The sequence below is a fragment of the Salinibacterium sp. SWN139 genome (assembly GCF_015864625.1).
Taxonomy (GTDB): Bacteria; Actinomycetota; Actinomycetes; order Actinomycetales; family Microbacteriaceae; genus Rhodoglobus.
The window spans coordinates 102,005-116,087 of sequence record NZ_JADYWV010000001.1 but is presented as its reverse complement, the minus strand read 5'-3'; the positions used below and the strand labels follow the sequence as shown (position 1 = coordinate 116,087).

Here is a 14,083-nt window from a genome sequence, read left to right as displayed (position 1 = left end):
GCGAAAGCGCCGGTCGCGCGAACACCTCGCTAGGAGTCGAAACCGAGCCCCAGAGCATCCAGCGTCTTCAGAATCACATTGCGGCGACCCTGATTATGGTCGGCCTGATTGAGCGACCAGCGCGTGGCCTGAACGCCCATTGACGCGATCGGCTCGGGCGGGAACGGCAACGGCATTTTCTTCACCATCTCGAGCTCGGTGCGCTCAGTCGTGAGACCGTCGAGCTTGTCGAGCATGACCTGAGCCGCGAAGCGAGTTGCGCCAACACCCAGTCCGGTGAAGCCGGCCGAATACGCAACGCGGCCCTTGCGGGCCAGTCCGAAGAACGCACTGAACTGAGTCGACGCGTCAATGGCCCCCGCCCAGCGGTGGCTGAACTTGAGGCCTTCAAGCTGCGGGAACGTCGTGAAGAAGTGGCTCGCGAGTTTCTCGAAGCTCTCGGGACGGTTCTCATACTCATCACGGACTTTGCGGCCGTAGTGGTAAATCGCGTCATAGCCACCGAACAAAATGCGGTTGTCGGCGCTGAGGCGGTAGTAGTGAAACTGGTTGGCCATATCGGCGAGACCCTGGCGGTTCGACCAGCCGATCGAGGCGAGTTGCTCCGGGCTCAAGGGCTCCGTCATGAGCACATAGTCATACACGGGAACCGTCTGCAGGCGCGCACGCTTCAGCAACGACGGGAAGGCATTAGTCGCGAGCGCAACCTTGGCGGCGTGAACGCGACCATGCTTGCTGTGCACGACTGCGGCATCCGTCGGGCCACCGGATGTCGCGACTTCACGAACGGGCGAGTTCTCAAAGATCTCAACTCCGAGTTCGATCGCGACCCGCGCCAACTCATGAACGAGCTTGGCGGGGTGAATGATCGCGTTGATGCGCTTGTTCCAGATGCCAGCGAGATACGTGGGCGAGTTCACTTCGGCGCGGATCGCGGCCTCGTCGAGAAAGACGGTGTCGGTGTCGGTCGTGGTCTCTTTGAGCCACGCGATCTCGTGTTCTTCGATGGCGAGGTCAAGTGAACCCGTGCGCTCGAAGTCGACATCGAGTTTGAGGGTCTTCACGGTCTCCTCGATCTCATCGAGGTTCTGCAGGCCGAGGCGTTCGAGCTGGTCGTACTCTTTTGGCCACCGGCTCAGACCGTTCTCTTCACCGTGGGTGAGGCTAGCTTCGCAGAAACCGCCATTGCGGCCCGAGGCAGCCCAGCCGAGTTCGCGGGCTTCGAGCAGCACAACGCGAGCGTCGGGGTTGCGCTGCTTCGCGAGCACCGCGGTCCAGAGGCCGAGATATCCTCCTCCCACAATGGCGAGGTCAGCGGTGACGTCTGACTTCAGCGCGCTAAAGGTGGGGGCGCCGGTGACGTCATCGATCCAGAACGGCTTCTGCAGCGAGCCCTCAAGGGCGTGGCTGATGACGGATGCCGCTGGCACATTTCTTTCGAACACTATCTTGCCCATGGGGCACTTTCCTCTCTCGCCTGATGGCGAGTTTTATGGTTGGGCGGGCGCGCGGTACACGCGCTCGCCTTCGACGAACGTCTGCTCGGTGCGGGTGCGGCCGATGTCGGCTTTGGCACCCGCGAAGGGATTCCGATCGAGCACGACCAGATCGGCGAGTTTGCCGACCTCAATCGTTCCCGTCTCATCCAAGTGATTAGTGAACGCGCTGCCTGCGGTGTAGGCCGTCATCGCGGTGAGCAGATCGATGCTCTGTTCGGGCAAGAACGCGTCGTACTCGCCCTCTTCGTGGCCGGGAGCTGCCAGGCGATTCACGGCAACGTGGATGGCCGCCATCGGGTCGGGGCTCGATACCGACCAGTCGCTGCCCGACGCCAAGTGCGTTCCGGCGCGGTGCAGATCCGCCCACGGATACTGCCACGAGCTGCGCGGGTCACCCAAGAACGGCAGGGTCAGGTCGACCATCTGCGGTTCGAGCGCAGCCCAGTACGACTGCAGGTTGGCGGTGACGCCCACCTCAGCGAAGCGGTGGATGTCATCCGGGTGCACGACCTGAAGGTGCGCAATGTGGTGACGGTTGTCGTTGGGGCCGTTGATCGCTCGCGCGGCCTCCACCGCATCGAGGCACTCGCGCACGGCGCGGTCGCCGATGGCATGAAAGTGCACTTGGAAGCCGAGCGCATCGAGTTCGGTCACGTTCGAGATCAGCTGTTCGGCATCCACGAAGGAGATGCCCGAGTTGTCGGTGTGGTGACCGCAGCCGTCGAGGTAGGGCTCCAGCATGGCAGCCGTGAAGTTTTCGGCAACGCCGTCTTGCATGATTTTCACGCTCGTCGCGGCGAAGCGACCAGCGGCGTTCTTCTCGCGGCGCATCACGAGCTCGGGAATCTGTTCAGGGCCACGCGTGCGATCCCACCAGAGGGCCCCAACCACGCGAGCGGTGAGGTCTCCCGACTCAGCCGCAGCCATGTACGCGGGAGTGGCGTCGCCGGCATCCCCGTAACCACCGAGGATGGCGTCTTGCCACGCGGTCACACCGAGCGAGTGCAGATACTCCTGCCCGATCATGAGCGCGCGCGTGTAGTCCTCGGGCGAGGTTTCGGGCAGCAGCGTGTTCACGAGCGCCATCGCGCCCTCGTGCAGCGTGCCCGTCGGGTTGCCGTCGGCGTCGCGCTCGATGCGGCCATCGGCGGGGTCGGGGGTCTCAGCCGTGATGCCGGCAAGCTCAAGCGCGCGAGAGTTCACCCAGGCACCATGACCGTCACGGTTCGGGATGAATGCGGGCCGGTCGGTAACAGCCAGGTCGAGATCGGATGCCGTGGGCGTGCCCCCGGGAAAGGCCGACATGTTCCAGCCGCCCCCCAAAATCCACTCGAGCTCAGGGTTCGCCGCGGCATAGTCCTTCAGCCGCGCTACATACTCATCGCGCGTCGAGTCTTGCGAGAGGTCGCAGCGGATCAGGTCGAGCCCGCCCCACACGGCGTGCACGTGAGCATCCTGAAATCCGGGGATCAGCAACTTGCCATCGAGGTCGATGACCTCGGTGTCTGGACCGATAAACGGTTGGATGTCGGCGTCGACGCTGCTGAGCGCGATGATGCGGCCGTCGCGCACGGCCACGCTTCCGCGGCAGGGCTCATCGCCGGTAGCCGTGAAGACGGGGCCACCGGTAAAAACGAGGTCAGCAAACGTCATGGTCGTGCACCTTCTGGTTCATTCGAACTGCTGCGGTCAGGAGCGGGGGAGCGACCTAGCCGCCACCAACGGTCTTCGCGATGTCAGTGGCAGAATCGCCAGCTCGACGCAAGACGTAGGCCACGAGGCCGAGAGCCAGAAGCGTCAGCAGCAGCATGATCGTCGAGACGGCGGCAATTTCAGGCCGCAATCCGGTGCGCACGGCACTCAGCACATAGACAGGCCACGGAGTGGAACCCGAGACCTGAACGAAAGCCGAAACGATTGTGTTGTCGAGGCTCAAGGTGAACGAGAGCAAGCCGCCAGCGAGAACGGCGGGCATCACCAGCGGAAGAGTGATCTGCGTGAAGCGCTTGAACGGGGGAGCGTAGAGGTCAGCCGCGGCCTCCTCCAAGCTCTCATCGATCCCGACTAGGCGCGAGCGCACAATGTACGCCACAACGGCGGTCGCGAACAGAGAGTGACCAACGACGAGGCGCACGATTCCGTTGTCGAACATGCTGAGGCCGACATCCTGACCGAGGAAGACCATCCACGGCAAGAGTGAAACGGCATCCACAATTTCAGGGGTGACGGTAACAAGCACGAGCAAAATCAGGAACGCGGGTGCCCACTTGCCGGCCCGACGAGCAAGCGCAACGCCCGCCATGGTGCCGAGAGCGGTCGCGATGAGTGCCGCAATGAAGCCGGTCTGGATCGACACCAGCACGGCATCCGTGATGGCTGGTTTAGTGACGATGGCGGCGAAGGAGCCGAAACCGAACTCATCCCACGCCACCAGAAGGCGACCCTCGTTGAACGAGTAGATGATGATGACGGCGATGGGCGCAAAGAGGAACACGAAAACGATCACGGCCCAGACCTTGAGCGACACGTCAGTAAGTGTCAGGCGGTTCATGATTTGTCTCCCAACACGAGGCGCTGGTTGGCGCGAAGCGGCCAGGCCGCAAGCCACGCCACAAGCGCCGCGATGCCGACTGTGGTCAGGATGGTAAGCACAAGCACGACGGCCATGGCAGAACCGAGCGCCCAGTTCTGGGCGGTCTGGAACTGGTTAGCGACCATCTGGCCAGCCATGTTTCCCTTTGCTCCACCCAGAACGGTAGCGGTGATGTAGTCACCCATGAGCGGGATGTAGACGAGCAGGATGCCGACGACGATGCCGGGCTTCGCGAGGGGCAGTGTCACGTTCATGAACGTTGACCAGCGCCCGGCGCCGAGGTCTTTGCTCGCTTCACGCATCGGCAGCGATACGCGGTCGAAGGCCACGAACATCGGCAGGATCATGAGCGGCAGGTAGTTGTAGACGACACCGATAAGTACGGCGGTGCGGGTGTAAAGGATTTCGAGGGGCTCGTTCAGCATGCCAATCGACTGGAGGGCTTCTGAGAGGATGCCGCTCGGCGCGAGGATGATCTGCCAACCGATAGTGCGAACCAAGAAGTTGGTCCAGAACGGGATCATGACCATCGCGAGCAGAATTCCGCGGCGAGCGATGGGGGCTTTGAACGCGAGCCAGTAAGCGAATGGGATGGAGATGGCCAGACATATCAGGGTGCCGACCACCCCCACCCACAGTGTGTTTTGGAACGTTGTAAAGAACGTCGGAGACAACGCCTCGGCGTACCGGTCAAACGACAGCACGTCATTAGCGTGGGTTCCGAAGATGCCCGGTTTGTATCCGAAACTAAACCAGACCACGAGCGCGACGGGCGCGACGAAGAAGGCGAACAGCCACGCCCACGCCGGGATGGCGAGGGCAAAGCTGGGCAGCTTCAACCAGCGAGGGCGCTTTGATGGCGCCTTTCGCGGTGGGGCCGTTCGGCCTTCAACGGTAGTGGTCATAGTAAATTCCGGATGGTCGCGGGTTAGGCGCCGGCCGACGCCTTCGTCTTGTCCCAAATTTCGACGATGCGCTGCTGCGCGTCGCCGATGGCTTGAGTGTGCATGGTGCTGATCTGATCTTCATCGAAGAAGACGAGGTCGAGCATTTCGAGGCCCTCGGCACGTGCTGTGTCCTCGATGCCCGTTCCGCCGGTGTGGTAGCCGATGTAGTCGAGTTCGCGCAGCGATGCCTCTGGTGTGAGCACGTAGTTAATGAAAGCGTGAGCCGCTTCAGGGTTGGGTGCGCCCTCAGCGATAGCCCAGTTATCCATCCACAGTTCAGTGTCGGGGGAACCGAGCACCCACTGCCAGCGGTCGGGGTCTTCGCTCTCCATGATGCCGATGCGAGCGTCACCGTTCCACGACTGCATGAGCATGTGCTGCGCCTGCGGAATAGCGGCACCACCGGGGTAGGAGTCGAAAGCGGAGATGTGCGGGGCGAGCTGAGTGGTCAGGAACTCTTCCGCGGCAGCAAGGTCGGCCTCGTCGGTGGTGTTCCAGTCGATGCCGTTAGCCCAGTAGTAGATACCGAGCAGGGGAGCGGGGTCGTCGAGCACCGAGGTCTTGCCACTGGCCTCGTTCTGGGCGGCGTCGATGAAGTCAGTCCAGTTGGTGAGTTCGCGAGTGATCTTGGTCTTGTCGTAGACGAAACCAGTCGTGCCCCAGGCCTTGCAGATGGAGTACTCGTTGTTGGGGTCCCAGTCACGACCAAGGAAGTCGGGATCCATGTCGGCGATATTCGGGATGAGGTCGAGGTTGAGCTTGCTGAGCAAGCCGTTCTCGATCATCTGCGGAATGAACGGGCCGGTCGGAACGACGATGTCGTAGCCACTGGTGCCGCGCGCAGCAACCAGCTTCGAGATGAGCTCTTCGTTGGAGTTGAAGGCATCGAACGTGACCGTCGGGCCCAGCTCGTCAGTGAATTCACTGACCAGATCGGGGTCGTCATAGTCACCCCAGCTGTAGACCGAGAGGGAACTTTCAAGATCACCGCCGGTCGCCTGGGTCGCCGAGCCAGTGTCGGAATCTGTGCTGCACGCGGCTAGAGCGGCAGCGCTTGCTGCGGCACCCGACAGCGCGAGAAAGCGACGACGGTTCAGTTCGCTCTTCATGATCTTCGTTGCCGCGGTAGAGGCAAGAATGCGAATGGGCTGTTCGTGGGACATCGGGCTGCTCCTTCTAGAGAGAAATTGAACTGGTTGGTGGGGCTGGGTTGGAGACCGCGCGAGCAATATCGGCCTGAGCCTGACTCGCCTGATCGCTCGGGAAAAGATGAACGGATGCGGTGTCCCAGGTGCACAGCACTGAGTCGCCGACAGCCAGACGTGGCGCGTTCGGGCGCGGAACCCGAGAGAGCAGCGTCTGGTCGTTTCCGATCGACACCAAGAACTGAAGCGTCTCTCCCTGATGGGACACCCCAATAACCTCGCCGCGAATCTGGTTCGCAGCAGTGCTCGTTGAATCTCCGGTGGCGAGCGCAACAGCAACAGCTTCGGGACGCACGGCGGCCTGAGCATCCATGCCGGCCGCGAGATCTTCATGGGGACCCGAAGCGTTAATAATTCCGAACGGCGACTCCATGACAGACAGATCGTTTGTCATCGTGCCTGCGATGAAGTTCTGCTGACCAATGAAGCCAGCAACATAGGCGCTCGCCGGCGAATCGTAGATCGAGTCGGCGTCATCCAATTGCTCGATGCGGCCCTTGCGCATGATCGCGATGCGGTCACTCATCGAGAGCGCTTCGCCCTGGTCGTGCGTGACGAAAATGAAGGTGATGCCGAGGCGGGACTGCAGAAGCTTGAGCTCGATCTGCATTTCTTCGCGCAGTTGGCGGTCAAGTGCACCGAGGGGCTCGTCGAGAAGAAGAACGGCGGGGCGGTTGATGAGGGCCCGGGCGAGCGCGATGCGCTGCTGTTGGCCACCCGACAGTTGAGTGGGCTTGCGGTCGGCGAACGAGCGCATCTGCACGAGATCGAGTGACTCAGTGACGCGCTCGCGAATCTCAGACTTGGGAGTGCCCTTTTGGCGAAGACCGTAGGCCACGTTCTCGGCAACACTCATGTGCGGGAAGAGAGCGTAGGCCTGGAACACCGTGTTGACGTTGCGCTTGTGGGGAGGAATGCCCACGACATCCTGCCCAGAAATGCGGATGCTGCCCGAGGTCGGCTCTTCGAAGCCCGCGAGCATGCGCAAGGTCGTCGTCTTGCCGCAGCCCGAGGGGCCGAGCAGAGAGAGGAACTCACCGGGGCGCACGTTCAAGCTGATGTTGTCGACAGCGATAGCGCCACCAAACTTTTTGGTCACGCCCTCAAGGACAACAGAACCCTCTGGCTCGCTAGCGCCGGTCATTTCTGCACTGGACCCTCCCGCGGCTGAACCTGCGGGAGCTGTGTTCTGGGCTGACTCTGTCACGACGCTACGTACCTCCAAGATCGCGAAAAGTTATTCGCAACTGTTGGTGTAGTCAACCGGAAAAACCGGCGAGACGCAACGGTATACATGGTTAAGATCGTGTTACAGAACGGATTTCGTTGTTATTGGGCGTTTTTAGTGCGTAAATCTATGAGATTCCCCAGAACCACGACGGGGCGCATCGTTACTCGTAGCGTCGGTGAATCAACCGCGATAGAACGATGGAGCTGCGAGTGTTGTCGATGTTCGAGGCGGTGCGCAGCCGCTCGAGGGCAATTTCAAGCGAGTGGATGTCGCGCGAACGCATATGAACGACAGCGTCGGCAGACCCACTGACTGTTCCGGCATCCACCACTTCGGGAATGGCGCTGAGGATGCGTTTGAGTTCCTGCGGAGCGACGTTGCCACGGCAAAAGAGTTCTACGTACGCTTCGGTTCCCAAGCCATCGACGGCGGGATCGACCTGCACGGTGAAGCCGCGGATGGTGCCGTTGGCAACCAGGCGGTCGACGCGCCGTTTAACTGCGGAGGCCGAAAGCCCCACGGCTTCCCCTATATCTCCATAGCCTGCGCGGGCGTTGAGGCGGAGCATGTCGATGATTCCTGCGTCCAGCTTGTCCATCTCTTCAGCGTACGGTGGATTGTTGTGCGCTGGCTAGGGTATGCGCGTAAATAGTGCGCAGATTGCGGAGACATTGCGGATAGGTGCGTGAAACACTGGGGCTATGACGATCACTGACACCGAATCGACCACGCCTGCACGCCAGGCCATCGCGAAGACCGTGCTGATGTGCCGTCCCGACTTCTTTACGGTCACGTACAGCATCAACCCGTGGATGAATCCCAACGACCCCACCGACACCAGCCTCGCTGTGAAGCAGTGGCAGACGCTCTACGACACCTACATCAACCTTGGTTTCACCGTTGAGCTCATCGACCCCATCGATGGCCTGCCCGACATGGTCTACGCCGCTAACGGCGGATTCGTGATTGATGGCAAGGCCTACGGCGCTCTCTTCACCTACGACGAGCGCAAAGCAGAAGGCCCCGCCTACATGGAGTGGTTCGGCGCCAACGGCCTCGAGGTCTTCGATCCCGCCAACGTTAACGAGGGCGAGGGAGACTTCCTCCTTGTTGGCGACAACATCCTGGCCGGTATGGGATTCCGCACTTCCGTCGAGAGCCACCGCGAGCTTGCCGAGATCTCGGGCCGCAACGTTGTCTCGCTCAACCTCATCAACCCGAGTTTCTACCACGTCGACACCGCCATTGCGAAGCTCGACGAAACCAACATTGCCTACCTCGAGAGCGCCTTCGACGAGCCCTCGCTTGAGAAACTCCGCGCACTGTATCCCGACGCCATCCTCGCCACTGAAGAGGATGCGGCAGTGCTCGGACTCAACTCCTACAGCGACGGCTACAACGTCGTCATCGCCTCGCGCGCCAAAGACTTCGAGCGCCAGCTCAAAGAACGCGGCTACAACCCCATTGGCGTCGACCTCTCCGAGCTGCTGCTCGGCGGTGGCGGCGTGAAGTGCTGCACGTTGGAACTTCGCCGCTAGACAGCGCGGCACGGAACCCGTAACTTCGGCGCTCTCTGCGGTGGGTGCCTCGATTTCACCGGTGAGCGGCGCGATGCCTAGATCTCGCTGCTCGCCGGAGAAGATGCGCTTGGCGCACTGAACAGAACGAATGGCCTGCGCCGCGAGCGCGGGCCATTCGTGTTTTTGCTCACGGCTCGCGGACTAGCGCTCTTCGCAGATAACGACGGGGATGTCGCGCGTGGTCTTGGTCTGGTACTCGGCGTAGCGGGAGTTGGCGGCGACAATCTGAGGCCACAGCTCGGCCTTCTCGGCGGGGCTGGCGGTGTGAGTGTGCACCGGGAAGGTGCGTCCACGAATGGTGAGTTCAGCATCCGGATTCGCCTGTAGGTTGCGATACCAGAGCGGGTCGCGATCGTCGCCACCCTTAGAGGCCACGAGAACCCAGCGGCCCTTGCCGTGCACGGGAGCGGTCAGCATGGTCGACCGGCGGATGCCCGACACCCGGCCCGTGGTGTGAAGCTCGAGTGAGGGCATGCCCCCGAGGGTCCAGCCGAGGCGGCCGCCCGAGACGGCGAGGATCGTGCGGTGCACGCCGTTCATGAGTTTCATACCGAGGTCGCTGAGGCGGTTGCTGGTGCTCATGGTTCTATTGTCGCGCTTCTGCAGGAGTGTGGGTGCGCAGGGGCGTAGGAGCGTACGGGTGCGGGGTTAGGCGGGTTCGGACGTTCGGACAACCGCGCGACGCTGCGGCGGACGCACGAACAGCGCGAGCACAGCGACGGCAATGGGCAGGCTCGCGAACCAGAAGGCCGGCTCGGTGAAGTTGCCGCTGGCATCGACGGCGAGCGAGAGCGCGATGGGGCCGAGGGCCGTCGAGCCCAGAGCGATCGCGGTCGTGACGCCGCGAATGGAGCCGATGTGGGCGGTGCCGTAGTAGCGCACATAGGCGGCGGCCTCCATCCCGCGCAGGGTGCCGCCGGCAGCGCCGAGCACGAGGCCGTAGAGCACGGCGGTGCCGTCGGGGCCCACGACGGAGAGCAACAGCAGCGAACCCGCGAGCGTCAGCATCGAGAAGATGACGAACAGCTTGGGACTCACGCGGTCGACGAACGCGCCGACGACCAGCGTCGCGGCGATGCCCGTGACGGTTTGCGGCAAGAAGTTGGCAGCCGCTTCAAACGGGGTCAGGCCGCGCTCGCCGAGGATCGCGATCTGGTGGAACGCGAGGCCGGTGCTGAGCATGCCCGAGACGGCGAGGGAGGCCGCGATGACCCAGAACATGCCGGTGCGGGCTGCTTCGCCGAGCATCCACGATTCCTTCTGGATGACGATCTGCGCCGTCGAGAGGTCGTCGTCGCTGGCAACAACCCGGGTGCGCTTCGGCAGGATGAACGCGAGGGGCACGACGACGACGAGCACAATCGCGGCTTCCCAGCGCCAGGCAGCGTGGATGCCGACGGCCGAGATCAGCCGTTCGAGGCCGACGGGTGCGAGGGAGATTCCGGCCGATCCGATCGCGGCGGTGATGCCGAGTGCCAGCCCGCGGCGGTGGGTGATGGCGCGGGCGACAGCCGTGGTGGCGGCGAGGCTGAGGGCGCCCTGGCCGAGCATCCGCACGCCGACAAAGCCAGCGGTCAATCCGGCGATGCCGTCGACGAAACTGAGGGCGAGCAGCACGCTCGCGAAGAGGCCGCCGATGACGATGGTGACGGAGCGGGCCCCAAAGCGGTCAAGGGCGCGGCCGATGAAGGGTTGAGCCGAAGCTCCGACGATCGTGCCGAAGAAGTAGCTGACCGAGATGCCGGTGCGGGAGACGTCGAGTTCAGAGATGAGGGGGTCGGTGAAGACGGAGATTCCGGCGGTTTGACCCGGAGCGGTCATCACCGAGATCACGCCCGCTGCGGCGACGACGCTCACCCACGGCAACCACCGTGCTGACGAACGGCGACCCGTGCGAACCACGTTCACGTCAGAGGAAACCACAACCACTCAACCCTTCGAAGCCACCGTCGGGCTAGCGCGTGACGTTGCTGCTTCTGCCGTAACGCCTAGCCAAAATCGTACTCGTGTCTCGCGTGCTAAAAGTCAGGTGCGTGGGGCTGCGGTTGCGGTGGTGTTTGCGGGCGATTGCGCTTCTGCGTGGTCGTAGGCACGCCGATGCTCTTCAACCTGAAGAGAGTTAGCGAGCGCCCATTCGGCGAGAGCACGCACTGGCGGGAGGAGTCTTTGCCCGAGTGCCGTGAGTTCGTATTCGACGCGTGGGGGAACCTCCGGGTAGGCGGTGCGGGTGAGCAGCCCGTCGCGTTCGAGGTGGCGAACGGTGCGAGTGAGCATGCGCTGCGAGATTCCCGGAACTTGATGGCGCAGCTGGGTGAACCGGAGCGGGCCATCGGCCAACATGCCGACGACGAGCAGCGTCCACTTATCGCCGATGCGGTCAAAGGTTTCGCGCACAACGATGCCATCGTTCGAGTGACACATTTCTTCGAGCTCGCGGTCGGACATTCTGCTCCTTGGTTACCTCGGTGTGCCTTTTGTGAGGCTGCTCGAACCAGTCTAAGTTACTGATCGTGCCTTAGGCACTAATCATAACCAACTTAGAAAGAGCATCAATGATCATTGCCGTATGGATCGCCTCCGGACTTCTCGCCCTCGCCTACCTCGCCGCTGGCGGCCAGAAGGTGCGAATCGCGAAAGACGAAGCCTTCGTGACATTCCCGTGGGCTGAACGCGGTGGGCTCGGCATGCTGCGCGCGATCGGTGCCGTGGAAGTTCTGGGTGCTCTCGGGCTGATCTTGCCGGCGCTCACCGGCGTGCTGCCCATCCTGACCGCGATTGCTGCCGTGGGCCTCGTTCTCGTGCAGGTCGTCGCTGTGGTGTTGCACGTTCGCCGTGGTGAGTTCAAGACGCTCCCCGTGAACGCGGTGCTGTTGCTGCTCGCTCTCTTCGTCGCGATCGCACGGTTCTCCGGGGTTTAAGCGGTCGTTGCCGTTCGGGGCCGCTGGGCGCCGATCGAGGGTTGCGCGTGACTCGCAGCGGGTGTGGACTGTGAACGCACGCTAGCCCCAGCGCCCCATCGGTGCGCGCTAGCTGCGACAAGGATGGTGCACGATGTTTGCTCCGAAGAACGCATTCTCTGGATTCAGCGTCAACGATCTTGATGCCGCTGCGGCCTTCTACCGTGACAGCCTCGGCCTCACGGTTGCGGATGGCGGGATGGGCACGCTGCGCCTCACGCTGCCCGGCGGCGCCGAGGTCACGATTTACCCGAAAGAGAACCACGAGCCAGCGAGCTTCACCATCCTGAACTTTGCGGTGGAGGATGTCGAAGCTGCCGTCGATGCGCTCAACGAGCGTGGCGTGGTCACCAAGATCTATAGCGACGGCGACCTCATGGGGGAGCTCGGCACTGACGCGAAGGGCATCATGCGCGGGCACGGGCCGGAGATCGCGTGGTTCAAGGATCCCGCTGGCAACGTGCTCTCGGTTATTGAGGCGTAGCTATGGGACGAGCCTGCAAGACCCGCATCACCCACTAGATGGCTAAAGGCCAGATGATGCGCAGTGTCAAAACTATACTAATTTTGGTATAGTTTTGGCACGGAGGAACCATGACCTTGCGAACAGAGCTCTGGCCAATCGCTACAACGCAGTACGGATTCGTGACCACTCAGGATGCACGAGAGTTGGGTTTCTCGGCTGTGGAGCTGGCCAAGTTGGCATCACGAGAAAAGCTAGAACGCGTCTCGCACGGGCTCTACCGGTTCCCTGAGCTGCCTCACACTGAACGCGATGACTACATGCGTGCTGTGCTCGCCACCGGTGCGCCCGACGCGATCCTGTCGCACGACACGGCCTTGCTGGTGCACGACCTCTGCGACATCAATCCCGACATCATCCACGTCAACATCGGGAAGACGCGAGTGCGCCGCAACATTGCCGGCGTGCAACTCCATAGCGACCACCTTTCACCACGCGAACGAAGCTGGTGGGAGGGGATCCCCGTCGTCACGGTGCTCACGGCGATCGAACAAGGAATTGAGACAAAGGTTCCCAGGCATCTTCTGCATCAGGCAATCGAAGCCGCACGTGCGCGAGGGCAGCTGACCGCGGGAGAGATGATCGAGCTAGAGAGTAACCTGTGACCGGCATCTTCGAAGGGCTCCCGCCGCGCGACGCTCCGCCCAAGAACACCGCGGCTCTCAATTCGTTTCTTAATGCGGCGGCGAAAAAGACCGATCAGGCGGTTGACCGTCTTGGCTGGCTCGCCGGTTCCGTGATCGTGATGGCGGTGCTGCAAAGAGCTCTGGGCGCCGATGGTCGCCCAGAGTTTCTGGTCAAAGGTGGCGCCTATCTCGAACATCGTCTTGAAATTGGCGCGCGTGCGACGAAAGACGTGGACACTGTCTACCGGGGTGCGATAGCGGACTTTGAGTCCGCACTCGATACAACCCTTGCGGAGCCGTGGGAGCCATTCGAGTTGGCGCGCACTGAGATCGAGACAGTTGAGAATGCACGCACGACGAAAAAGCCGCGACGGTTTCACATCCAACTCAAGATTCGTGGACAGGTGTTCCGCAAAATCAAAGTCGAAGTGTCATTTTCCGAGGGCAAGATTGGGGAGGGTGACGAGCGCTTTACGGCTCCCGACCTCAGCGCTTTGGGTCTAGGTATTCCCGACGAGATTGCGGGAATAACTATGGCCTACCAGGTCGCGCAGAAACTCCACGCCTGCACCGATCCCGATGACCCAACCCCAGAAGACGGCGGCAAACCGTTCTTCAACGACCGGGTTCGCGACGTGGTCGACTTGCTTTTGCTGCGTGACGCCTTCTTTCCCACCGGTAGCGAACTCTTCACGGTGAAGGCCGCCGCCGAGGATGTTTTTGGAGCGCGCGCGGCTGAAGCGGAGAAACTCGGGCTCACGCCTCGTAGGTGGCCGCCCGAAATCACGACATGGGAAAGTTGGGTAGAAGGATGGCAGAAGCCGGCCGATCAAGCCGCGATCAAGGCGAGTCTCGAAGAAGCTCTGGCTACGCTCAACGAGTGGGTCGCAGAGATAGCACGAAGCGCGGCGCGGTAGCGTGA

Annotated in this window: 15 protein-coding genes; 5 read left to right on the top strand and 10 right to left on the bottom strand. The window is 62.1% G+C overall.

What is annotated here, in order from left to right:
- Window positions 1-29: 29 nt before the first annotated feature.
- The 7 genes from I6E74_RS00560 to I6E74_RS00530 form a co-directional block, all read right to left on the bottom strand.
- On the bottom strand, window positions 30-1,457 hold the full coding sequence (locus I6E74_RS00560; RefSeq protein ID WP_197121991.1) for an FAD-binding oxidoreductase: 1,428 nt from the start codon (window positions 1,455-1,457) through the stop codon (window positions 30-32).
- 33 nt (window positions 1,458-1,490) lie between these two features.
- The gene (locus I6E74_RS00555) at window positions 1,491-3,152 is read right to left on the bottom strand and encodes an amidohydrolase (protein ID WP_197121989.1); all 1,662 of its coding nucleotides are present in this window, start codon (window positions 3,150-3,152) and stop codon (window positions 1,491-1,493) included.
- 55 nt (window positions 3,153-3,207) lie between these two features.
- A complete protein-coding gene (locus I6E74_RS00550; RefSeq protein WP_197121987.1) occupies window positions 3,208-4,050 on the bottom strand; it encodes an ABC transporter permease in 843 nt (280 codons plus the stop codon).
- Window positions 4,047-4,997: an ABC transporter permease gene (locus I6E74_RS00545; RefSeq protein WP_231601081.1), complete on the bottom strand. Its 951-nt coding sequence runs from the start codon at window positions 4,995-4,997 to the stop codon at window positions 4,047-4,049. Before I6E74_RS00545 ends, I6E74_RS00550 begins: the two co-directional genes overlap by 4 nt.
- Window positions 4,998-5,020: 23 nt before the next feature.
- Window positions 5,021-6,202 (bottom strand): spermidine/putrescine ABC transporter substrate-binding protein, encoded by a 1,182-nt coding sequence (locus I6E74_RS00540; RefSeq protein ID WP_197121986.1) that lies wholly within the window; start codon window positions 6,200-6,202, stop codon window positions 5,021-5,023.
- 13 nt (window positions 6,203-6,215) lie between these two features.
- Window positions 6,216-7,388 carry an ABC transporter ATP-binding protein gene (locus I6E74_RS00535; RefSeq protein WP_197121984.1) on the bottom strand — a complete coding sequence of 391 codons (1,173 nt, stop codon included), beginning with the start codon at window positions 7,386-7,388 and terminating at the stop codon, window positions 6,216-6,218.
- A 247-nt stretch (window positions 7,389-7,635) separates the two neighbouring features.
- Complete coding sequence (locus I6E74_RS00530) at window positions 7,636-8,073, bottom strand: Lrp/AsnC family transcriptional regulator (RefSeq protein ID WP_197121981.1); 438 nt, start codon at window positions 8,071-8,073, stop codon at window positions 7,636-7,638.
- Window positions 8,074-8,176: 103 nt separating this feature from the next.
- Here I6E74_RS00530 and ddaH point away from each other — a divergent pair, with 103 nt between their 5' ends.
- The gene (gene ddaH, locus I6E74_RS00525) at window positions 8,177-9,013 is read left to right on the top strand and encodes a dimethylargininase (RefSeq protein WP_197121979.1); all 837 of its coding nucleotides are present in this window, start codon (window positions 8,177-8,179) and stop codon (window positions 9,011-9,013) included.
- A 183-nt stretch (window positions 9,014-9,196) separates the two neighbouring features.
- Here the strand turns inward: ddaH and I6E74_RS00520 are convergent, their stop codons facing one another.
- From I6E74_RS00520 to I6E74_RS00510, 3 genes are all read right to left on the bottom strand, one after another.
- Entirely contained in the window at window positions 9,197-9,637 is a 441-nt protein-coding gene (locus tag I6E74_RS00520) for a nitroreductase family deazaflavin-dependent oxidoreductase (protein ID WP_197121977.1), read from the bottom strand.
- A 66-nt stretch (window positions 9,638-9,703) separates the two neighbouring features.
- Window positions 9,704-10,978 (bottom strand): MFS transporter, encoded by a 1,275-nt coding sequence (locus I6E74_RS00515; protein WP_307784340.1) that lies wholly within the window; start codon window positions 10,976-10,978, stop codon window positions 9,704-9,706.
- Between the two features lie 102 nt (window positions 10,979-11,080).
- A complete protein-coding gene (locus I6E74_RS00510) occupies window positions 11,081-11,500 on the bottom strand; it encodes a helix-turn-helix domain-containing protein (protein WP_231604441.1) in 420 nt (139 codons plus the stop codon).
- A gap of 107 nt (window positions 11,501-11,607) precedes the next feature.
- Here I6E74_RS00510 and I6E74_RS00505 point away from each other — a divergent pair, with 107 nt between their 5' ends.
- From I6E74_RS00505 to I6E74_RS00490, 4 genes are all read left to right on the top strand, one after another.
- Complete coding sequence (locus I6E74_RS00505) at window positions 11,608-11,973, top strand: DoxX family protein (protein WP_197121973.1); 366 nt, start codon at window positions 11,608-11,610, stop codon at window positions 11,971-11,973.
- Between the two features lie 133 nt (window positions 11,974-12,106).
- Window positions 12,107-12,496 (top strand): VOC family protein, encoded by a 390-nt coding sequence (locus I6E74_RS00500; protein WP_197121971.1) that lies wholly within the window; start codon window positions 12,107-12,109, stop codon window positions 12,494-12,496.
- Between the two features lie 110 nt (window positions 12,497-12,606).
- Window positions 12,607-13,140: a type IV toxin-antitoxin system AbiEi family antitoxin domain-containing protein gene (locus I6E74_RS00495; RefSeq protein ID WP_197121969.1), complete on the top strand. Its 534-nt coding sequence runs from the start codon at window positions 12,607-12,609 to the stop codon at window positions 13,138-13,140.
- A complete protein-coding gene (locus I6E74_RS00490) occupies window positions 13,137-14,078 on the top strand; it encodes a nucleotidyl transferase AbiEii/AbiGii toxin family protein (protein ID WP_197121967.1) in 942 nt (313 codons plus the stop codon). Before I6E74_RS00495 ends, I6E74_RS00490 begins: the two co-directional genes overlap by 4 nt.
- The last annotated feature ends 5 nt before the right edge of the window (window positions 14,079-14,083 follow it).